This is a genomic window from Terrabacter koreensis (assembly GCF_054783315.1).
This window is the reverse complement of the sequence record NZ_BAAGQU010000001.1, coordinates 54,747-74,830: the sequence shown is the minus strand read 5'-3', so window position 1 is coordinate 74,830 and position 20,084 is coordinate 54,747. Positions and strand designations below refer to the sequence as shown.

21 protein-coding genes are annotated in these 20,084 nt (G+C 72.5%); 16 read left to right on the top strand and 5 right to left on the bottom strand.

Going from position 1 to position 20,084, the window contains the following annotated elements; genetic code table 11:
* Window positions 1-10: 10 nt before the first annotated feature.
* Entirely contained in the window at window positions 11-1,240 is a 1,230-nt protein-coding gene (thrS, locus tag ACYVNR_RS00340) for a threonine--tRNA ligase (protein WP_461045729.1), read from the bottom strand.
* Window positions 1,241-1,522: 282 nt separating this feature from the next.
* Here thrS and ACYVNR_RS00335 point away from each other — a divergent pair, with 282 nt between their 5' ends.
* The 5 genes from ACYVNR_RS00335 (at window position 1,523) to ACYVNR_RS00315 (ending at window position 6,396) form a co-directional block, all read left to right on the top strand.
* Complete coding sequence (locus tag ACYVNR_RS00335) at window positions 1,523-2,539, top strand: GNAT family N-acetyltransferase (protein WP_461045727.1); 1,017 nt, start codon at window positions 1,523-1,525, stop codon at window positions 2,537-2,539.
* Window positions 2,536-3,534, top strand: a complete 999-nt coding sequence (locus ACYVNR_RS00330) for a GNAT family N-acetyltransferase (protein ID WP_461045725.1) — start codon at window positions 2,536-2,538, stop codon at window positions 3,532-3,534. Before ACYVNR_RS00335 ends, ACYVNR_RS00330 begins: the two co-directional genes overlap by 4 nt.
* A 152-nt stretch (window positions 3,535-3,686) precedes the next feature.
* A complete protein-coding gene (locus ACYVNR_RS00325; RefSeq protein WP_461045723.1) occupies window positions 3,687-4,280 on the top strand; it encodes a hypothetical protein in 594 nt (197 codons plus the stop codon).
* 68 nt (window positions 4,281-4,348) lie between these two features.
* Window positions 4,349-5,776 carry a sensor histidine kinase gene (locus ACYVNR_RS00320; RefSeq protein ID WP_461045721.1) on the top strand — a complete coding sequence of 476 codons (1,428 nt, stop codon included), beginning with the start codon at window positions 4,349-4,351 and terminating at the stop codon, window positions 5,774-5,776.
* Complete coding sequence (locus ACYVNR_RS00315) at window positions 5,773-6,396, top strand: response regulator (RefSeq protein ID WP_045187638.1); 624 nt, start codon at window positions 5,773-5,775, stop codon at window positions 6,394-6,396. The genes ACYVNR_RS00320 and ACYVNR_RS00315 overlap by 4 nt, the downstream gene beginning before the upstream one ends.
* 38 nt (window positions 6,397-6,434) lie before the next feature.
* Here the strand turns inward: ACYVNR_RS00315 and ACYVNR_RS00310 are convergent, their stop codons facing one another.
* A complete protein-coding gene (locus tag ACYVNR_RS00310; RefSeq protein WP_052677062.1) occupies window positions 6,435-7,148 on the bottom strand; it encodes an SGNH/GDSL hydrolase family protein in 714 nt (237 codons plus the stop codon).
* Between the two features lie 44 nt (window positions 7,149-7,192).
* Between ACYVNR_RS00310 and ACYVNR_RS00305 the strand changes: the two genes are divergently transcribed.
* Window positions 7,193-8,371, top strand: coding sequence for a cystathionine gamma-synthase (locus ACYVNR_RS00305; protein WP_045187636.1), 1,179 nt, complete (start codon window positions 7,193-7,195; stop codon window positions 8,369-8,371).
* A gap of 25 nt (window positions 8,372-8,396) precedes the next feature.
* On the top strand, window positions 8,397-9,743 hold the full coding sequence (locus ACYVNR_RS00300) for a glutamate mutase L (protein WP_458802308.1): 1,347 nt from the start codon (window positions 8,397-8,399) through the stop codon (window positions 9,741-9,743).
* A gap of 162 nt (window positions 9,744-9,905) precedes the next feature.
* On the opposite strand, the gene greA is transcribed toward ACYVNR_RS00300, so the two are convergent.
* On the bottom strand, window positions 9,906-10,391 hold the full coding sequence (gene greA, locus ACYVNR_RS00295) for a transcription elongation factor GreA (protein ID WP_045187631.1): 486 nt from the start codon (window positions 10,389-10,391) through the stop codon (window positions 9,906-9,908).
* Between the two features lie 210 nt (window positions 10,392-10,601).
* Window positions 10,602-10,973, bottom strand: a complete 372-nt coding sequence (locus ACYVNR_RS00290) for a DUF4307 domain-containing protein (protein WP_461045718.1) — start codon at window positions 10,971-10,973, stop codon at window positions 10,602-10,604.
* Between the two features lie 173 nt (window positions 10,974-11,146).
* On the opposite strand from ACYVNR_RS00290, the gene mca reads away from it, so the two are divergent.
* Window positions 11,147-12,190 (top strand): mycothiol conjugate amidase Mca, encoded by a 1,044-nt coding sequence (gene mca, locus ACYVNR_RS00285; protein ID WP_461045716.1) that lies wholly within the window; start codon window positions 11,147-11,149, stop codon window positions 12,188-12,190.
* Window positions 12,190-12,483 carry a hypothetical protein gene (locus tag ACYVNR_RS00280; RefSeq protein WP_045187627.1) on the top strand — a complete coding sequence of 98 codons (294 nt, stop codon included), beginning with the start codon at window positions 12,190-12,192 and terminating at the stop codon, window positions 12,481-12,483. The genes mca and ACYVNR_RS00280 overlap by 1 nt, the downstream gene beginning before the upstream one ends.
* Before the next feature lie 77 nt (window positions 12,484-12,560).
* Here the strand turns inward: ACYVNR_RS00280 and trhA are convergent, their stop codons facing one another.
* A complete protein-coding gene (trhA, locus tag ACYVNR_RS00275; RefSeq protein WP_045187625.1) occupies window positions 12,561-13,271 on the bottom strand; it encodes a PAQR family membrane homeostasis protein TrhA in 711 nt (236 codons plus the stop codon).
* A gap of 223 nt (window positions 13,272-13,494) precedes the next feature.
* Here trhA and ACYVNR_RS00270 point away from each other — a divergent pair, with 223 nt between their 5' ends.
* The 7 genes from ACYVNR_RS00270 to ACYVNR_RS00240 all read left to right on the top strand — a co-directional run bounded on the left by ACYVNR_RS00270 (window position 13,495) and on the right by ACYVNR_RS00240 (window position 19,975).
* Window positions 13,495-14,256 carry an isoprenyl transferase gene (locus ACYVNR_RS00270; protein ID WP_045187623.1) on the top strand — a complete coding sequence of 254 codons (762 nt, stop codon included), beginning with the start codon at window positions 13,495-13,497 and terminating at the stop codon, window positions 14,254-14,256.
* Window positions 14,257-14,422: 166 nt separating this feature from the next.
* A complete protein-coding gene (locus ACYVNR_RS00265; protein ID WP_461045713.1) occupies window positions 14,423-15,397 on the top strand; it encodes a hypothetical protein in 975 nt (324 codons plus the stop codon).
* Between the two features lie 149 nt (window positions 15,398-15,546).
* On the top strand, window positions 15,547-16,203 hold the full coding sequence (locus ACYVNR_RS00260) for a hypothetical protein (RefSeq protein ID WP_045187620.1): 657 nt from the start codon (window positions 15,547-15,549) through the stop codon (window positions 16,201-16,203).
* Complete coding sequence (locus ACYVNR_RS00255) at window positions 16,200-16,754, top strand: hypothetical protein (protein WP_461045711.1); 555 nt, start codon at window positions 16,200-16,202, stop codon at window positions 16,752-16,754. Before ACYVNR_RS00260 ends, ACYVNR_RS00255 begins: the two co-directional genes overlap by 4 nt.
* 196 nt (window positions 16,755-16,950) lie before the next feature.
* A complete protein-coding gene (locus ACYVNR_RS00250) occupies window positions 16,951-17,094 on the top strand; it encodes a hypothetical protein (protein ID WP_461045709.1) in 144 nt (47 codons plus the stop codon).
* Between the two features lie 530 nt (window positions 17,095-17,624).
* The gene (locus ACYVNR_RS00245) at window positions 17,625-18,860 is read left to right on the top strand and encodes a PhoH family protein (protein WP_458802436.1); all 1,236 of its coding nucleotides are present in this window, start codon (window positions 17,625-17,627) and stop codon (window positions 18,858-18,860) included.
* Window positions 18,861-19,159: 299 nt separating this feature from the next.
* Window positions 19,160-19,975, top strand: coding sequence for an aggregation-promoting factor C-terminal-like domain-containing protein (locus ACYVNR_RS00240; protein WP_461045707.1), 816 nt, complete (start codon window positions 19,160-19,162; stop codon window positions 19,973-19,975).
* Window positions 19,976-20,084 lie beyond the last annotated feature (109 nt).

Below are 20,084 nucleotides of genomic sequence, written 5' to 3'. Positions count from 1 at the left end.
CCGGACCGGGTCAGGCCCAGTCGACCTGCCCGCACCGTCCGTCACGCGCCGCCACGACGCGATCGACCAGGCGGTCGACCGCGACGACGTCCCGGAAGCCCGCCGCCACGTCGGTGACCTGCGCCGATGCGTCAGCCGCCTCCCGTGCCCCCACGACGGCCACCACCGCGACCCGCCGGCGCCGGGCCTCACGGATGCGCGAGCCCAGGGAGTCGTCGCAGACGAGCTCCACGCGTACGCCCTCGGCGCGCAGCGCGTCGACGAGCGCTCGGGCCGCGTCGTCCTGTTCGGCCGACACCGGCAGCACCGCGACCTGGACGGGCGCGAGCCACAGCGGCAGGCGCCCCTCGTAGCGTTCGAGCAGGGCCGCGGTGACGCGCTCCATCGAGCCCACGGTGCCGCGGTGCACCATGACGACGCGGTGCCGCTCGCCGTCCTCGCCGTGGTAGGTCAGGTCGAAGCGCTCGGGCTGGTTGAAGTCGACCTGGACGGTGGCGATGGTCTCCTCGTGGCCCCGGGAGTCGAAGACCTGCAGGTCGACCTTCGGGCCGTAGAACGCCGCCTCGCCGGCCGCCTCGACGAGCGGCAGGTCGTAGCCCTCGAGCACCTCGCGCGCCGACTCGCGCAGGGAGCCCTGCACGACGTCCCACTGCTCCCGGCTGCCGAGCCACGCGTCGGAGTCGTCGCGCAGCGACAGCCGCACGTGGTGCACCGGCAGGCCCAGGATGCGCTGGGCCTCGAGCGCGGTGCGCAGCCCCCTCGCGACCTCCGCCCCGGTCTGGTCGGGCCGGCAGAAGACGTGGGTGTCGTCGAGGCTGATCTGGCGCACCCGGGTCAGCCCCGAGAGCACGCCGGACCGTTCGGCCCGGAACATCGGGGCGAGCTCGTTGAACCGGACCGGGAGCTCGCGGTAGGAGTGGCTGCGCGCCTTGTAGACGAGGGCGTGGTGCGGGCAGTTCGCCGGTCGCAGCACCACCTCCTCCTCGCCGAGCTGCATGGCGGGGAACATGTCGTCCTCGAACTTGGCCCAGTGACCGGACCGCTCGAAGAGGGCACGCTTGCCGAGCACCGGGGTGTGCACGTCGACGCAGCCGTCGGCGTGCGCGAGGTCCTTGGCGAGGCGTTCGAGCTCGCTGCGGATGACGGACCCGGCGGGCCGCCAGAGCGGCAGCCCGGCGCCCGCGAGCGCGTCGGTGGCGTAGACGTCGAGGTCGTGGTTGAGGTCGCGGTGGTCGGACATGGCGTTCTCCTGGGGCCGGGGTGCCCGGGTCGGCCGGAGACGACGAACGCCCCGGAGTCGACTCCGGGGCGTGGGTTGCGGTGGGTGTTAGAGCAGCAACAGTGCGCCGGAGGGGTCCGGCGTCGTCGTCTGCTGGGAGCGCTGCATGTTTCGAGGGTAGGGCGGGCGCGTCGCTGCCGCAACGCGATTGCGTGGCACGCGTCACCGATGACGTATGCCGTGCGTCCGCGTCGGCGGAAAGTCGCTGGCCCGCGCAGGGGTGAGGTCGACAGACTCGGGGCCGTGAACGAGGACCCCGACATCAGGCCCATCGACCTGCTCGACCCCGTGCAGGAGCCGGCGGCACGCGACTGGATCGAGGTCCACGCCGCCGTGCAGCGCGAGCTCTTCGGAGACCGGGGGAGCGCGTGGACGCTCGAGGAGATCCGCGGCTTCCACCGTTCGCCCACCGGACGCCGGTTCGCCCTGGCCGCCTGGTCGGCGGACCGCATCGTCGGCGCCCTCGAGGTGCGGATGCCGACGACCGACAACCTCGACCTCGCTCTCGTGTGGCTGTCCGTACACCCGGACCACCGGAAGCGCGGCCTCGGTGCCGCCCTGCTGCGCGAGGGCGAGTCGATCGCCGCGGCCCACGGCCGCGGCACGCTCATGGGCGAGACGGAGTGGGCCGAGGGTGACACTGACGAAGCGGAGGCCTTCGCGGCGCGCCACGGCTACGCCATCGGCCAGACGATGATCCGCAGCGCCATGGGGCTGCCCGCCGACCGCGCACACCTCGAGGCGCTCGCCCGGTCCGACGACGACTACGCCGTCGAGTCGTTCGTCGACCACATCCCGGAGGAGTGGCTCGACGACCGGGCCGTGCTGCAGCAGCGGATGAGCACGGACGCGCCGCTCGACGACCTCGCGCTGGAGGAGGAGGCCTGGGACGCGGAGCGGGTGCGCGAGTCCTTCGCGCGGGCCCTGGAGTCGGGTCGTCGCTTCGTCGAGTCCGCGGCCCGGCACCTGCCGACCGGGCGTCTCGTCGGCTTCACGACGATCGCCGTCTCCGCCGGCAGCCCCGACCTCGGGTACCAGCAGGACACTCTCGTGCTCCGTGAGCACCGTGGCCACGGGCTCGGTCTGCGGCTCAAGGCCGCCAACGCCCTGCGTGTCATGGACGAGCTTCCTCAGGTCACCTCGGTGCGCACGTGGAACGCCGCCAGCAACGCCCACATGCTCGCCGTCAACCGGCGGCTCGGCTACGCCGTCGAAGGGTACAGCCGGGAGTGGCAGAAGCAGACGGGGGGAAACGAATGAGCCTTCAGGTCAAGGAGATCGAGCTGCGGGTGGGAGACCCGGCCAGCGGGGCCTGGCTAGCAGTCCACCACGCCGCCAACCGCGCCGTCTGGGGAGAAGGCGCCGAGCGCATCTCGGTCGACGAGATCCTCGACATCGCCCCACGCCGTCACGAGGTGCGGCGCACCTTCGTCGTCGTCGCTGCCGGATCGGACGCACCAGTGGCTTCGGCACAGACCATCCGGCGCACCCGCGAGAACGTCGAGACCGGGGGCGTCTGGCTGTCCGTGCACCCCGACCACCAGAGGCACAGCATCGGCACGCTCCTCCTCGCGCACTGCGAGCAGTCACTGCGTGACGACGGGTGCACGCGCATCCACGAGCACAGCGGGTCGCCGGTCGAGAACGGCGACGGCGCAACGCAGTTCGCGCTCGCCAACGGCTACCGGCAAACCCTGGCCGACCTGCGGCAGGACCTGCCGCTGCCGGTGACCGAGGGGACGCTCACGGAGCTCGACCCGGGACTCGACGAGACGGCATACGTGGTCGAGACCGCTGTCGACGCGCTGCCGGAGGAGTGGCTGGAGGACCGCGCACTCCTCGCGAGACGCATGAGCACCGACGCGCCGACGGGCGACATCGACCTCGACGAGGAGGACTGGGACGCCGACCGGGTGCGCCAGCAGTGGAACACGCCGAGCCCGATCTGGGCCGTCGAGACGGTGGCCCGGCACGTGCCGTCCGGGCAGCTCGTCGCCTTCACCGACCTGCTCGTCAGACCCGCCCAGCCCGACCTCGCCGTCCAGTCCGACACGCTCGTGCTCCGCGAGCACCGCGGTCACGCCCTCGGCCTCGCGGTCAAGCTGGCCAACCTCCGCGCGCTTCAGCGCGAGCGGCCCGACGTGACGACCGTGCGCACGTGGAACGCCGACACCAACACCCACATGGTCGCCATCAACGAGCGGATGGGCTTCTCGGTCACCGGCTGGACCCGGGAGTGGGCCAAGGACCTCTGAGACGCGGGACGAAAGCGACGGAAGCGGACGGGCCGCCGAGGTACTAGGACCAAAGCCCGATGGCGCCCGACCGAGCGCAGGCCGCACCGTGGGATCAGAGCATCCGCACACCAACCCGAACGCGGGAAAGGTGCCTCGCAGAGGAGATCCCGATGAGACGACTCACCGTTGCAGCGGTGGCTGTTGCCGCCCTCGTTCCCGCGGCGCTGGGCCTGATCGGCAACAGCTCGTTCGCCCAGAGCATCCCCACCCACGTCCCCCCGTCCGCCCAGGTCGTCACCGAGCCCGGGGACGACAACCCGCACACCGCCCCGGTCAGCACCCCCAGCGTGACGCGGACCGCCGAGGCCGGCGACGACAAGGGTGGGCAGCGCCCTCGCGGGTCACGCACCGAGGCGGGTGACGACCGTGGCTCGCACGCCGAGCCCGGCGACGACCGTGGCGGCTCGTCGAACCGTGGCTCCGGCTCGTCGACGTCCGGCAGGTCCGGGTCGTCCGGGTCGTCCGGGTCGTCCGGGTCGTCGGGGTCGTCGGGGTCGTCGGGGTCGTCGAGCTCGTCGAGCACGTCAGGATCGTCGTCGTCCGGTTCACGTGTCCCCGGGACGTCGACCACCCGTACGTCCGACGACAGCGGCGGCCGGTCCGGCACGTCCTCCTCGGGCTCTTCCGGCTCGTCCGGCTCTTCCGGTTCCTCCGGCTCGTCGGGCCGCAACGGCGCGGACGACTCCGGGGCCGACGACCACTGACCATGAAGGCGACCGAACGCTCGGGCACCGGGAGCACGCTCCCGTTGCCTGGGGCGGCGCTCCGACCGGTGGATCCCCCACCACCGATCGCGCCGCAAGCCGTCGGCGAGCGAACCCACCAGAACCTCCCCCTCTGGTGGACGCTCGCCGACGGCGTCGCCCCGCCTCGGGTCCCGCCGCTCCCGAGCCGCCGGCGGATGCTGGTGCAGCTCTCGCTCGCCGCCCTCGCGGTGTTCGGCCTCGTGGTGGTCGGGACCTCGTTCGCGGCGAGCCGTCTCGCCGAGCGGCAGGTGCTCAACGACGTGGCGCACCGCACCAACCTGCTGGCGCTCGCCGTCATCCAGCCGACCCTCGAGGACGGTCTGCTCAAGGGCGACAAAGCGGCCTTCCAGTCACTCGACACCGTGGTCAAGGAACGAGTTCGGCCGAACGGCATCAAGCGCGTCAAGCTCTGGACCACCGACGGCACGATCGTCTACTCCGACGAGGCGAGCCTCGTCGGCAAGCGCTTCGAGCTCGACGAGGAGCAGCAGAACACCCTGGCCCACCCCCGCACCCAGGCCGAGGCCACCGACCTCGACCGCTCGGAGAACGAGTTCGAACGAGGCGACGGCAAGCTGCTCGAGGTCTACCAGCCCGTGTGGGCGCCCAACGGCACAGAGCTGCTCTTCGAGGTCTACGGCGACTACCAGCCGGTCCAGGAGCGGGCCTTCGACCTCTGGCGGGGACTCGCCGGCGTGCTCGCCACGAGCCTGATGCTGCTGCTCGTGCTGATGCTTCCCGTCATGTGGCGGTTGCTGGAGCGCCTCGAGGCCGCCCAGCACCACCGAGAGTCCTTGCTGCGCCGCGCCGTCGACGCCTCCGCGCGAGAACGCCGCCGCATCGCCGCCGACCTGCACGACGGACCGGTGCAGGACCTCGTGGCGAGCTCCCTCGCCGTCAGCGGCGCCGCCGAGGCCGAACGCGCGGCGGGACACACGGGCCTCGCGGCCACGATCAGCGAGGCCGCCGGCACCCTCCGGGCCAGCGTCGCGAGCCTGCGCTCCCTCCTCGTCGACATCTACCCCGAGCGCCTCGCCGACGCCGGGCTGTCCACGACGCTGGCCGACCTCGCCCGACCGCTGTCAGGTCGCGGGGTCGAGGTCCACGTCGACGTGGACGAGCCGGCGGCGGCCCGCCTCACCGAGGTCGCCCAGCAGCTGACCCACCGCGTGGCACGGGAGTGCCTGCGCAACGTCGTGCGCCACGCGGACGCCTGCCACGTCTCCATCAGGCTCGGCCCGAACGACGAGGACCCGGCCCACCCGGTCATGCTCACGGTGGAGGACAACGGGATCGGCTTCGATCCCGACATTCTGCCGCGACTTGAGGGACACTTCGGAATACGAGTACTCGCCGACCTCGCCACCGAGGTCGGGGCGGTGCTCCGTGTGAGCTCGTTCCGCGGCAGAGGCACGACGTGGCAGCTCGCCCTACCCATGGAGGAGGTTCGATGACCACCGTCGTCGTCGTCGATGACCACCGGCTCGTCCGCGCCGGCCTGCGCACCATCATCGACGCCAGCGACGACCTCGACGTGGTCGGCGAGGCGGCCGACGGCGCCGAGGCCCTCGGGGTCGTCAGGGCGGTCGAGCCCGACGTGGTCCTGATGGACCTCTCCATGCCCGGTGTCGACGGCGTCGAGGCCATCCGACGGCTCAAGGCAGCAGGCATCCCTGCGCCGGTCGTCGTGCTGACCTCCTTCGCCGAGGCCGAGCGGGTGCGGGCGGCACTCGAGGCAGGAGCCGTGGGCTACCTGCTCAAGGACAGCGAGCCGCGCGACGTCCTCGACGCGGTACGAGCCGCCTCCGCCGGCCACGCCCCCCTCGACCCCCGCGTCACGAGGGCGCTGCTGCCGTCCACGAGCCAGCACGCGGCCGGCGGGCCCGCCCTCAGCGGCCGCGAGCGCGAGGTGCTCGCCCAGGTGGCGCAGGGCCTGGCCAACAAGCAGATCGCCCGCAGCCTCGGCATCAGCGAGCGCACCGTCAAGGTGCACCTCGGCAACGTCTTCCGCCAGATCGGTGTCGGCGACCGCACGTCCGCCGCCCTCTGGGCCCGCGACCACGGCGTCGCCTGAGGCCTCGCAGGCTCACGGCCCGAGCGCCTCACCACACTTCACAGACCGAGCAGCCCGGCCCGGTCCACGGAGCGCTCGACGACCGTCGCCATGTCGGCGTAGCCGGCCTCGTTGGGGTGGAAGCGGTCCGAGGCCAGACGCCCCCACCAGGACCGCGGCCCCTCGCGCCGCATGTCGACGAGGACGACCCGGCCGGCCTCGGCGCGCTCGCGGAGCAGCCGGTCGACGGCACGTGCCTCGCGGTGCGGGTTGGGCAGGTTCGACACCACGGCGCCGTCGGGCAACCGGTCGAGCAGCGCGGCGAACCGGTCGAAGAGCAGCCGACGGTGGCGGCGCAGCACCACGTCGTTGGACCCGGCGACCACCGTGACGAGGGCTGCCGGCCGGTCGACGGTCAGGGCGGCCAGCGCTGGCAGCTGTCGCTCGAGGACGTCCTCGACGCGGGCCCCGTTGACGCCGAGGTTGACGAGCCGGTGCTGCCAGCCGCGATCCTCGAAGCGCCGGCTCAGCTGCCCCACCCACCCACGGTCGGGCGCCCCGGCCCCGATGCCGAGCGTCATGGAGTCGCCGAGTGCCACCCAGAGCGGGCCGGCCGCCCGCGCAGCCGCGCGGTTGTGCGCACGCCACCAGGCGGCATACGGCTCCACCTGCTCCTGCACGGTGCGGATGCCGGGGAACGCCGCCGAGAGGGCCGAGAGCACCGGCCCGCGGGGGCGCACCCCGTGGTTGGCGTAGTCGAAGTCGTCGCCCACGCCCGCAGCATCGCAGACCGAGCCGTGGGCATAGGCTCGTCACCATGTCTGACGAGCACGGCTTCTCCACGCGCGCCATCCACGCCGGCCAGGAGGCCGACCCGCTGACCGGTGCGGTGGTCACCCCGATCTACCAGGTGTCGACCTACAAGCAGGACGGCATCGGCGGGTTCCGCAACGGCTACGAGTACAGCCGGTCGGCCAACCCCACCCGCACGGCGCTCGAGGAGTGCATCGCGGCCCTGGAGGGCGGCAGCCGCGGCTTCGCCTTCGCGTCGGGCCTCGCCGGGCAGGACACCGTCGCACGGGCCCTGCTCGTGCCCGGCGACCACGTCGTCGTGCCCAACGACGCGTACGGCGGCACCTACCGCTACTTCAACAAGGTCGCGGGGCCCCAGGGCATCGAGCACTCCATCGCCGACATGGGCGACCTCGAGTCCGTGCGGGCCGCGATCCGGCCCGGGCAGACGAAGATGGTCTGGGTCGAGACGCCGACCAACCCGCTCCTCGGCATCGCCGACATCGCGGCCATCGCCGAGATCGCCCACGCGGCCGGCGCGATCCTCGTCGTCGACAACACGTTCGCGACCGCCTACCTGCAGAGCCCGCTCGCCCTCGGCGCCGACATCGTCACGCACTCGACGACGAAGTACTCCGGCGGCCACAGCGACGTCGTCGGCGGTGCGGTCGTCACCGCGAAGAGCATCACGGTGCCCGGCCTCGAGGACGCCGAGGAGCGGATCGCCTTCCACCAGAACAGCATCGGCGGCGTCGCCGGCCCGTTCGACTCATGGCTCACGCTGCGCGGTCTCAAGACGCTCGGTGTCCGCATGGACCGTCACAGCGACAACGCCGAGAAGGTCGTCGAGTTCCTCGAGGGGCACGACGGCGTCTCGCAGGTGCTCTACCCGGGGCTGCCCGGGCACCGCAACCACGACGTTGCGGCGCGGCAGATGAAGCGGTTCGGCGGCATGGTCAGCTTCCGCATGAAGCGCGGCGAGGACGCCGCCGTCAAGACGTGCGCCGCCGTGAGCCTCTGGACGCTGGGCGAGTCGCTCGGCGGTGTCGAGTCGCTCATCGAGCACCCGGGGCGCATGACGCACGCCAGCGTCGCGGGCACGGAGCTCGAGGTGCCGGGCGACCTCATCCGCCTCTCGGTCGGCATCGAGGACGTCGACGACCTCATCGCCGACCTGCGCGAGGCGCTCGACATCCACGGCTGATCCGGCGCCGGCTCCCTCCTCACGCATGACGATCCTCGCTGTCGACTTCGGGTCGACGTTCACCAAGGGCGCCCTGCTCGCCGACGACGGCACGGTGCTGGGCACCGCGTCGACACCGACGACCGGGACCCAGCGCCGCGGCGACATCCTCGACGGCTACCGCGACCTGCGGGAGCGCCTGGGCGTGCGCGGCGACGCGGTCGTGCGGGCCTGCTCGAGCGCCGGGGGAGGCCTTCGGCTCGCCGTCGTCGGCTACGAGCGCACCGTCACCGCCCAGGCGGGTCACCGGGTCGGGCTCTCGGCCGGTGCGAAGGTCGTGCACGTCGCGGCCGGTGAGCTGACCACCGCCGACGTCGCGGGTGTGCGCGCCTCGCGCCCCGACATGATCCTGCTCGTCGGCGGCACCGACGGCGGCAACAGCAACGTGCTGCTGCACAACGCCGCGCGCCTCGCCAAGGGGGCGGTCGGCGGGCACGGAGCGCACGCGGTGCCCGTCGTCGTCGCCGGCAACGTCGAGGCACGCGACGAGGCGGCCGGCGTGCTCGCGACGACCGACCGGCCGACGGTCCTGGCCGACAACGTGCTGCCGCAGATCGGCGTCATCGCGCCCGAGTCGGCGCGCGCAGCGATCCGTGAGGCGTTCCTGCACCACGTCATCGGCGGCAAGGGTCTCTCGCGCGATCCGGCGTTCGCGGCGATGGTGGAGGCCGCCACGCCCGACGCCGTGCTGCGCGGGGTCGAGGTGCTCGCCTCCGTCGCCGGTGGCGGAGACGTGCTCGTCGTCGACATCGGGGGCGCGACCACCGACGTCTACTCGTGCCTGACTCCCGAGGGCGAGGACGCCGGGCTGCGCAAGGACGTCGTCGCGCCCCTCTGGCACGCGCGCACCGTCGAGGGCGACCTCGGCATGCGGTGGAACGCCCAGCACGTCGTCGAGGCCGCGGCCGCCGAGCACCTGCTCGAGGGGGTCCGTGACGCCGACGCGCTGAGGGCGTATGCCGCCCGCGTCCACGAGCAGCCCGGCTCGCTCCCCGCCGACGACGTCGAGCGCGACCTCGATCTCGAGCTGGCCCGGCTCGCGGCGCTCGTGGCCGTGCGCCGGCACGCCCGCCCCGCGCAGCCCACCGAGGCGCCGCGACCGCTCGCGAACGTCACCGCCCTGGTCGGCTCCGGCGGCGTGCTGCGCCACACCGACGAGGCCGGGCGTCAGCGCGTGCTCGGCGCGGTGCTCGCCGACCACGCGGGCGGCTGGAAGGTGCCCCGCGCGGCGAGCGCGACGGTCGACACGGCATACCTGCTCTTCGCGGCCGGCCTGCTCGCGACCGACGCCCCCGACGTCGCCCGCGCCGTCGCCGCCCAGATCCTGCGCTGACGCCGGCCTCGCTCAGCGACGCCGCCCTCGCTCAGCCGCGCCGCAGCGCTGCCCCGTCAGCGGGACAGACCGGCGTCACTGAGCCGGACCGGGCTCGGACGCCAGAACGGGGCCGGGCTCCCGTGGGAACCCGGCCCCGTTCGAGGCGGTCTGGGGCTCGGCTCAGCCGGTGTAGGGCTTGGCCGCGACGATCTTGACGTCGATCGTCTTGCCGTTGGGGGCCTCGTAGCTCGTGCTGTCGCCGACGCTCTTGCCGTTGATGGCGGCGCCCATGGCGGACTTCTCGGAGAACACCTGCAGGTCGGAGCCGTCGGCGATCTCGCGATTGCCGAGCAGGAACGTCTCCTCGTCGCCGAAGATCTCGACCGTCACGAGCATGCCGGGCTCGACGACGCCGTCGTCGGGGGGCGTCTCGCCGATCGTCGCGTTGTGGAGCAGCTCGGTGAGCTGGCGGATGCGGGCCTCCATCTTGCCCTGCTCCTCGCGGGCGGCGTGGTAGCCGCCGTTCTCCTTGAGGTCGCCCTCCTCGCGGGCCTCTTCGATCTTGCGGGCGATCTCGATGCGACCTTCGCCCGTCAGCTGGTCGAGCTCCGCCTTGAGGCGGTCATAGGCCTCCTGGGTCAGGAAGCCAGCGGCAGTGTCGGTCACTGTTGTCACTCCTCGATTGAAGAGCGCCCACGCGGTGCTCGCGTGGGCGCCTCACAAAAATAAAAGGGACCGAACCGTGGTGTCACCGACTCGACGTGCCGGTCGGCGACGGGTCCGGACCCTTGGATGAAGCAACAAGGATAACAAAGCGAACGGCAAAAGCGCAGTTCACGACACGTTCGTGGCCACTGGGTGGACGGCCGGCGTCGGTCAGGAGCAGGTCTTGACCTGCCCGGTGACGGCTCGCGAGGTGGTGCGCAGCGTCGCCGACATCCGCGTGGTCTCGTCGGCGCTCGCGGGCACCCGGACCTTGCTCGTGCCGACGGGCGAGAAGTCGCGGGCCAGCGCCTCGACCGTGCAGGTCAGGGCGGTGCCGCCCGGGCGGTAGACCTCGAAGTCGACGCGCACCTGCTGGTCGCTGAGGACCTTGTAGCCGAGCGTCTGCCAGCTCGGCTGTCCGAGCGTGGCCGAGAGCCCGAACCAGATGGCGAGCGCGACGCCGGCGAGGATGCCGACCGCGCCGATGACCCACCACTTGAGCTGGCCGGGGGCGGGGCGGGGCAGGGTCTTGCGGGACGGCATACGAAGTCCTGGCGGTCGGAGCCCGGGCGTCGGTGGCCGCGGGTGGGAGTGAGAGGATGACAGGCGGGTCCAGTCTCTCGTATGCCGGCAGGGCACGACGCGCGGGCCCGAGCGCAGAGCGGCCACGAGCCGTCTGCGCCCATCCCACCGACGATCGACGAACAGGGAGCCACGTGGCCGAGGGCATGCGGTTGATGGCGGTGCACGCGCACCCCGACGACGAGTCGAGCAAGGGCGCGGCGACGACGGCCAAGTACGTCGCGGCCGGCGCGTCCGTCATGGTCGTCTCGTGCACGGGCGGCGAGCGCGGCGACATCCTCAACGAGAAGCTCAAGGACGACCCACACATCCTGCGCGACATCGCCCAGGTGCGCCGCGACGAGATGAAGGCGGCGCAGGAGGTGCTCGGCTGCGAGCACACCTGGCTCGGCTTCGTCGACTCCGGCCTGCCGGAGGGCGACCCCCTGCCGCCGCTGCCCGACGGCTGCTTCGGGCTGGAGGACATCGACGTGACGACCGAGGCGCTGGTGCGGGTCATCCGTGCGTGGCGCCCGCACGTCATGACGACGTACGACGAGAAGGGTGGCTACCCGCACCCCGACCACATCATGTGCCACACGGTGTCGATGGCGGCCTTCGAGGCGGCCGGTGACCCGAGCCGCTACCCGCACGCGGGCGAGCCGTGGCAGCCGCTCAAGATCTACTACAACGGCGGCTGGTCCAAGCCGCGCCTCGAGGCGATCCACGAGGCGATGCTCGCCGAGGGTCTCGAGAGCCCGTATGCCGAGTGGCTGGCCAACTGGAAGCCGCGCCGTTCGGGGCGCCCCACGACGACGATCGCGTGCGGTGACTTCTTCGAGACGCGTGACCGTGCGCTCATGGCCCACGCGACCCAGGTCGACCCCGACGGCTTCTGGTTCCAGGTGCCGCTCGAGATCCAGAAGCGGGTCTGGGGGGTCGAGGAGTTCGAGGCGGCGCTGTCGTACGTGCCGGTGGCCGAGGGCGAGGACGACCTCTTCGCCGGCCTCGGCACGCCGGCCGAGGCCGACGCCCTCGCCACCCGCGGTGATCTCGAGCTCGTCCACGACGGGCGGGTCACCGAGGAGCCAGAGCCCGAGGAGGGTGCCGAGGAGGCTCGGCACCGGCACGGCGACAGCTCGGACACGCACACCGACGACCACGACGACGACCACGACGACGACAAGGCGGACGTCTGATGGGCAGCGGCGGCAACCTCCCGGTCGGCCCCGGCATCTGGGGCTTCATCGCGTTCTTCGTGCTCGCGATCTCGCTGTGGCTGCTCGTGCGCAACATGAACAGCCGGCTGCGCCGGATGGCCTACCGCGACCGCGACGAGGCGGCGGCCCGGGCCGAGACCGAGGGCACGGCGGAGGGGCCCGAGCCGGACCCTACACGGGACGCGCCGCTCGAGGGCGGCACGGCGGGTGGCACGGCGGGCGATGCGCCGGTCGACGGGCCGGACGACCGTCCGGTTCCCCGCAACGACTGAAACGCCCTGATCGAGAGAACGCTCCGTCACGCGATGCGCGTGACGGAGCGTTCTCTCGATCAGTGAGGGGGTGCTCGTCAGGTGGCGGCCTGGTAGCCGATCACGGCGAGGGCGACGGCCGCGAAGTGAGTCGCGAAGCCGCCGAGCGTGAAGGCGTGGAACACCTCGTGGAAGCCGAACCACTTGGGCCACGGGTTCGGGCGCTTGGTGCCGTAGACGATGCCGCCGGCGGTGTAGAGCAGCCCGCCGAGCCCGATGAGCGTGCCGATGAGGGGTCCGCCCTCGCGCCAGAACGGCACGACGTAGAACACCGCGGTCCAGCCGAGCGCGATGTAGAGCGCCGTGTAGAGCCAGCGCGGTGCGCTGACCCAGAAGATGCGGAAGAGCACGCCGCCGATCGCCGCGCCCCAGATGACGGTGAGGAGCAGCCGCGCCTGGTCGGCCGACAGCAGCGTCACCGCGAAGGGCGTGTAGGTGCCGGCGATGATGAGGTAGATGTTCGAGTGGTCGAAGCGCTTGAGCAGGCCCGCCATCCTCGGCCCCCACGTGCCACGGTGGTAGACGGCCGACACCCCGAAGAGCAGGGCGGCGCTGGTCGTGAAGACGATCGAGGCGGTGCGCACGGCGCCGGGGTCGGACAGCAGGACGAGCACGAGCCCGCCGAGCAGGGCGACGGGGAACATGCCGAGGTGCAGCCAGCCGCGCAGGCGTGGCTTGACGATGGCGACGAGGTCGGCGACAGGCCCGTTGGGGGACTCGTCGCGGGGCTGCTCGGTCGTGGTGCTCATGGGCCGAGTGTAACCTACGGAACCGTAGGTTACGGGTGCGTAGGTTGGCGGATGTTCACCAAGCCACCCGACGTCACACAACCTCCACACACGCCTCACAGGACCCGTCGACGGCTGCCGCCCGACCGCTGAGATCGCGTCGATCCCGGAGGGTACGGTGGGACCGCGGCCCACGCGGGCTGCGACCGAGGGCGAGGACGATCGAGGCGACGAGGAGGCCCCTGTGGGGTGGCGCGATGTGGTCTACGGCGCGTACGAACGCCGGGTCCTCAAGGATCTTCCCAAGGAGTCCCTCCCTCGCCACGTGGCGGTCATGCTCGACGGCAACCGGCGCTGGGCCCGCGCCCGCGGCGCCGGCACGGCCAGCGGCCACCAGGCCGGCGCCGACAAGATCGAGGAGCTGCTCGAGTGGTGCCGCGAGGCGGGCGTCGAGTACGTCACCCTCTGGCTGCTCTCGACCGACAACCTGCGTCGGCCGCAGGAGGAGCTGGCCCCGCTCCTCAAGATCATCGAGACGGCCGTGGCCGACCTCGCCGACACCGGCAACTGGCACCTGAAGATCGTCGGGGCCCGCGACCTGCTGCCGCGCGAGACCGCCGACAGCCTCAGCGACTCGGCGCGGCGCACCAAGGACGTCGACGGCATGACGGTCAACGTCGCCGTCGGCTACGGCGGCCGCCGCGAGATCGCCGACGCGGTGCGCGACCTGCTCCTCGAGCGTGCGGCCGCCGGAGAGTCCATCGAGCAGATCGCCGCAGGCCTTACCGCCGACGACATCGCCGGGCACCTCTACACCAAGGGCCAGCCCGACCCCGACCTCGTCATCCGCACGTCCGGCGAGCAGCGCCTCGGCGGCTTCCTGCTCTGGCAGAGCGCCACGTCCGAGTTCTACTTCTGCGAGGCGTACTGGCCCGACTTCCGCCACGTCGACTTCCTGCGCGCGCTGCGGGCGTATGCCGGCCGGCACCGTCGGTTCGGCAGCTGACCGACCGCAGGGGGGCAGGGGGTGGGGAGTGCTCCCCATTGTCCGCCTTCGCCCCCGCCCCGTAGGTTTCGGGGAGCCGGCTGGAAGACTCGCCGGTGGCACACGGCATACGGCCGGGGTGGCGAGCACACCGGAGCCACACGAGACGTCAGGGGAGCAGCGGAGCATGGCGATCTACAAGAAGGGCGCCGACCCGGTGGCGCTGCGTGCGTCGGCCGAGCGGATCACGGGCCACGCGCGCGAGTGCGAGACGGTCAAGGGTGAAGCCAGCCGCGCCGTCCACGCCCTCAAGGGGCAGTGGGGCGGCGGCGACCTCGACCACCTGATGAACCGCTGGCCCCCGATCGAGGCCCAGCTGACCCAGTTCGGCACCGACCTCGGCACGCTGGCCGAGGCGCTGCGCCGCAACGCCGGCGCCCAGGACACGACGAGCGGTCAGGGGTCCGGCGGTGTCGGCCCGATGGGGGCACCCGGATCGGGCCTGCCGTTCGGGCCCGGATCGCCGACCGGCCCCGGCGGGTCGGGGTCGGGCGACGGCGGCACCTCGCCCCTCGACGGCATCGCGAACGCCATGACGATCTTCGGCATGCCGAGCCTGCTCGCCCAGACGGCCGCCTTCGGCTCGGTCTTCTCCCGGTCGCAGGGCGCCCTCATGAGCGGCCGCTACCTGTCCAACATCACCGAGATGATGCGCGTCGGTGACAGCATGCTCGACGTCTTCCCGGGGGCGTCACGCTTCGCCGCCGGAGCGAACCTCTTCGCGGACGCCTGGGACATGAAGGGCCTCTCCGGACTCTTCGCCGAGGGCAGCGCGGCGGGCAACGCCGTCGGCAAGTTCGGTGTGCTCGGGCCGGTGGGCATCGGCCTCAGTGCCGCCCAGCTCGGCGTCTCCATCGCCGAGGGTGACACCGAGGGCATCATCACCAACGGCCTCAGCACGGGGCTCGCGGCCGGCGCCGTGTTCGCGCCGCCGCCCATCAACATCGCGTGCGGCGTGGCCGGTCTCGGTGTCGCGGCCTACCAGAACATCCCGGCCGTGCACGACGCCGTCAACGCCGTCGGCGAGGGCGTCGCGGACGTCGCGGGCGACATCGGCGACGCGGCCTCCGACGCCTGGGACTCGGTGACGAGCATCTTCTGACCGGCACCGCGCCCGGGACCAGGTGGCGGCCCGTGACGAGGCTCGACGACACGGGCCGACACCGGTCACCGCGGGGCTGGCCGAGCACGACGAGAGGCGGCACGACAAGATGGGTGCCGTGCCACAGGGACCGATGAAGGAGCACACCAATGTCCACAGCCACTGACCCGCTGGCCGGTTCAGAGCTCGCCCGCGTGCCGCTGCCCGACGACGTCTACGGCTTCGGCTGGGCCGAGATCCGCTACCTGCTCGGGCGGCACTCGACCGCGAGCAGCCGCATGACGGTGGCCTCGCTCGGCTTCGACGCAGCGCCGACCGACGAGCTCGTCGGCGCTGCCGGTGTGGCGTCGCTGCTCGCTCGCGGTCTGGCCGAGCCCGACGGCGACCGCGCCGTCAGCCGCGGCGAGGCGGCCGTGCTCGAGACGGTCTTCGCCCGCGCCAAGCGCTGGAGCGGCATCAGCGTCCGGGACGGCGAGCAGGGCGACCTCATGGTCGTGCTCGAGGACGGCGACATCATCGCCCTGTTGCAGCCGCGCAGCCTCGGCACGTGGTTCGTCGGGCTCACCGACGCCGTCGACCGGCCCGCCGAGGTGCTGGCCCGCGCCGTCGAGCAGCTTCGTGGCGGTGCTTCGTCGGCTCGCTTCGCGATCGAGACGCGCACCCTCGAGGGCAGCGTCGGCACCCGCTACTTCCGCCCCGACGGGGCAGGCTGGACCGTGTCCGACTCGGCCGACGGCGAGCCGCGCCCGGTGACGACCGGGCTCGCGAGCGAGCTCGAGCAGCTCCTGCCGGGAGCCCCTGCATGAGTGCGCCGACCCCGCCGACGCCCGGCGGCCGGGTGGGCGACCCGCCGCCGTACGCGTGGCTCGACGACCCTGCGCAGCCCTTCGGTCCGGTCGGGATCCGCACGACCATCGTGCTCGGCTCCGCCCTCGGCGCGATCGGGGTGTTCGGGCTGGCCTTCGGCCTGTTCGGCGGCGACCAGGCGCGCGGTGCCCGCCTCGGCGTCGGCATCGTCTTCGTGCTCATCGGCGCGATGGTGGTCCGGATGGGCACCGCCCGCCGCGCCTGGCGCGAGCGCAACCCCGGTGTCGACCCGCTCGCGGCCGCGGTCGAGTCCGGCGCGAACGTGGGCAGCGCCTTCGGCAACGACTCCCGCGTCGCGCGCTTCGGCCGCTGGCTGCTGGTGGCCGTGTGCGCAGCCGTGACGCTCGTGATGGTCTTCGCCCTGCGCCGCGCGCTGACCGGCGAGACGCCGACGAGCGCCGGGGGAGTGGTCGTCATCGTCCTGCTCGGCCTCTTCGCCGCCGTCATCGGCGTCATGGCCGCCATGCGCACCCGCCCGCGAGGCCGGTGACGGGCATGGGCGACACGTCGCCCGTTCCGGCGTGTCCACGGCCCTCCGGTCGCGGTCGCGTTCGCGGTCGCTCGAGCGGGCCCGGGTCGCCGGCCGCGCGGTCCTGAGCCCGGACGTCGGAGGGGGAACGCCGTGGCCATCTACCGCAAGGGGGCCGACCCGGTCGCACAGTGGCGACACCCGCGACGTCGCGGAGGTGCCGTACTACGCCGAGGGCATCAACGTCATCGGCGACGACGTCTACGTCACGCACGAGAGCGGTGCCTCCGCGTACCAGCGTGAGGACGGCGAGACCCGGATCCGGCAGCACGACCTCGACGACCTCGCCCTCGACCGCTGACCTGTCCGGCACGAACCGCCGCGCGGCTGCCTCGCCGGGCCGCCCCACGGAGGTCCTCGGCCGTATGCCGTCGGCGACGTCAAGGCGGTCGTGCGGACGTCTGGTGGGCGGCTGTGTTGCCGACAGGTGAACTCTCCGGCGACACGACGCCGCAACGGCTCTCAATCCGCGTCCCCGTCGGATCCGGGTCGTACCGTCGTCCCAACGGCCGACACCCGTCGGACGTTGCCAGGAGGCCCACCCATGGAGCGCTCGCTCAGGACGGAGGGCCGGGCACGACGCCACCCTCTGGTGGCCGCCCGGCATCTCGGGAGCGATCAGGCGCGCTGAGCGCGCCGCGTAGGGAGTGGCACATGGCACGTACGACCCGTCAGGTCACGTCGGACGCCAGCACGACAGCCAGCAGCACCACCACCAAGCCGGCCGCGGCCTCCACACGCGCCACCACAGCAGCGACGGCACGCGACCGCGTGCCCGAGCACAAGACGTACGTCCTCGACACGTCGGTGCTCCTGTCCGACCCGCGGGCCATGCTCCGCTTCGCCGAGCACGAGGTCGTGCTGCCGGTCGTCGTGGTCACCGAGCTCGAGGGCAAGCGGCACCACCCCGAGCTGGGCTACTTCGCCCGCCAGGCCCTGCGGCTGCTCGACGACCTGCGCGTCAGCGAGGGGCGCCTCGACAAGCCGGTCGGTGTCGGCGACGACGGCGGCACGCTCCGCGTCGAGCTCAACCACACCGACCCGTCCTCGCTGCCGGCGGGCTTCCGCCTCGGTGACAACGACACCCGCATCCTGGCCGTCGCCAAGAACCTCGCGAACGAGGGCTGCGACGTGACCATCGTGTCCAAGGACCTCCCGATGCGCGTCAAGGCGTCCGCCTGCGGGCTCGAGGCCGAGGAGTACCGCCACGAGCAGGGGGTCGACACGGGCTGGACCGGCCTGCAGGAGCTCGAGGTCACGACCGACGAGCTCGACCAGCTCTACGACCGCGGCCGCGTCGAGCACGCGGGCGCGGCCGAGCTGCCGTGCCACACCGGTCTCGTCCTGCTCTCGCCGCGGGGAAGCGGTCTGGGGCGGGTCGGCGCCGACAAGCAGATCCGGCTTGTGCGCGGCGACCGCGACGCGTTCGGCCTGCACGGCCGCAGCGCCGAGCAGCGCATCGCCCTCGACCTGCTGCTCGACCCCGACGTCGGCATCGTCAGCCTCGGCGGCAGGGCCGGCACCGGCAAGTCGGCGCTCGCACTCTGTGCGGGCCTCGAGTCGGTGATGGAGCGCCGCATCCAGCGCAAGGTCCTCGTCTTCCGGCCGCTCTTCGCGGTGGGTGGCCAGGAGCTCGGCTACCTGCCCGGCACCGAGGCCGAGAAGATGAACCCGTGGGGGCAGGCGGTCTTCGACACCCTGAGCGCGCTGGTCTCGACCGAGGTGGTCGAGGAGGTGATGGACCGGGGGCTGCTCGAGGTGCTGCCGCTCACGCACATCCGCGGCCGGTCGCTCCACGACGCCTTCGTCATCGTCGACGAGGCGCAGTCGCTCGAGCGCAACGTGCTGCTCACGGTGCTCTCGCGCATCGGCCAGAACTCGAAGGTCGTCCTCACCCACGACGTCGCCCAGCGCGACAACCTCCGCGTCGGTCGCCACGACGGCGTGGCCGCCGTCATCGAGAAGCTCAAGGGCCACCCGCTCTTCGCGCACGTCACCCTGACCCGGAGCGAGCGCAGCCCGATCGCGGCCCTCGTGACCGACATGTTGGAGGGTCTGGACGTGTGACCTGAGTCACGTCACGCACGGCGCCCCCTGAGCACGACTTCGGGGGGCGCCGTGTTGTGGCACACAGGCGCAAAACACCCCAACCACCCATTACGGTTGGGCTCGAACTTGCTCTCGGGTGCCGCGCGCTGGCACCGTTGCTCATCGAAGGTCTCGGAACGATAACGCTCGCCGTGGGGTGCGATCGCTGTCGCAGCCTGGACCTCCCTCCCACACGACCAGTCTCCGGGACGGCCAGCTGCCGTCCCGCACCTGCGTCGAGCACTGACCCCGAACCCAGGAAGGCGTGACGTACGTTCATGGCACGGTATGAAGGCCGGCACCGCAACGCCCCGGCTCCCTCGACCGCCCCGCACGAGAAGCGCCCCACCCCGCCGGCGCGCGCGAGCGAGGCCGCGGCCACCCGCCGCAGCCGCCACGAGGCGACCCCGCAGCGCAAGCGCCACCTCGGCCGCCCGGTCCTCGCCGGCGCCCTGGCCCTCGGCCTCGGCGCGTCCGGCCTGGCGTACGCCAAGGCCACGAACATCATCGGCGCGGACTCCGCCGCCTTCGTCGTCGGCTCGGGCGTCGCCGCCCAGACCGACGAGCTGGCCCGCGCGACCACCGTCGACACGACCTACCGTGCCGCCGCCTCGGTCTCGCGCAACGAGCGCCGCACCGCGATCGCCGCCACCGGGCTGCGCACGGCCAAGGAGCTCGAGGCGAAGAAGAAGAAGGAGGCGGCCAAGCAGGCCGAGAAGGCCCGCGAGGCCGCCGAGAAGGCCGAGCGCGAGCGTGAGCGACAGCGCGCCATCGCGAACGCCAAGGAGGACCCGAAGGCCGCCGCCCGCGTGCTCATGGTCGACCAGGGCTGGACGAGCGACTCGCAGTACAACTGCCTCGTCAACCTCTGGACGGGTGAGAGCGACTGGCGCTGGTGGGCCGAGAACCCCAGCTCGGGCGCCTACGGCATCGTCCAGGCGCTGCCCGGCCGCAAGATGGCGACCATGGGCTCCGACTGGCGCACCAACCCCATCACGCAGATGAAGTGGGGCATGTGGTACATCAAGATGTCCTACGGCAACCCCTGCAACGCGTGGTCCACGTGGCAGGCGCGTTCGCCGCACTGGTACTGAGCAGCCGCGGTCGACAGGCCGCCGACGTATGCCGTGTGGCCGGTTCCCAGCGGGAGCCGGCCACACGGCATACCTGCGTCTGCACCCGCTCGCGTGCGGGGCGCGCAGG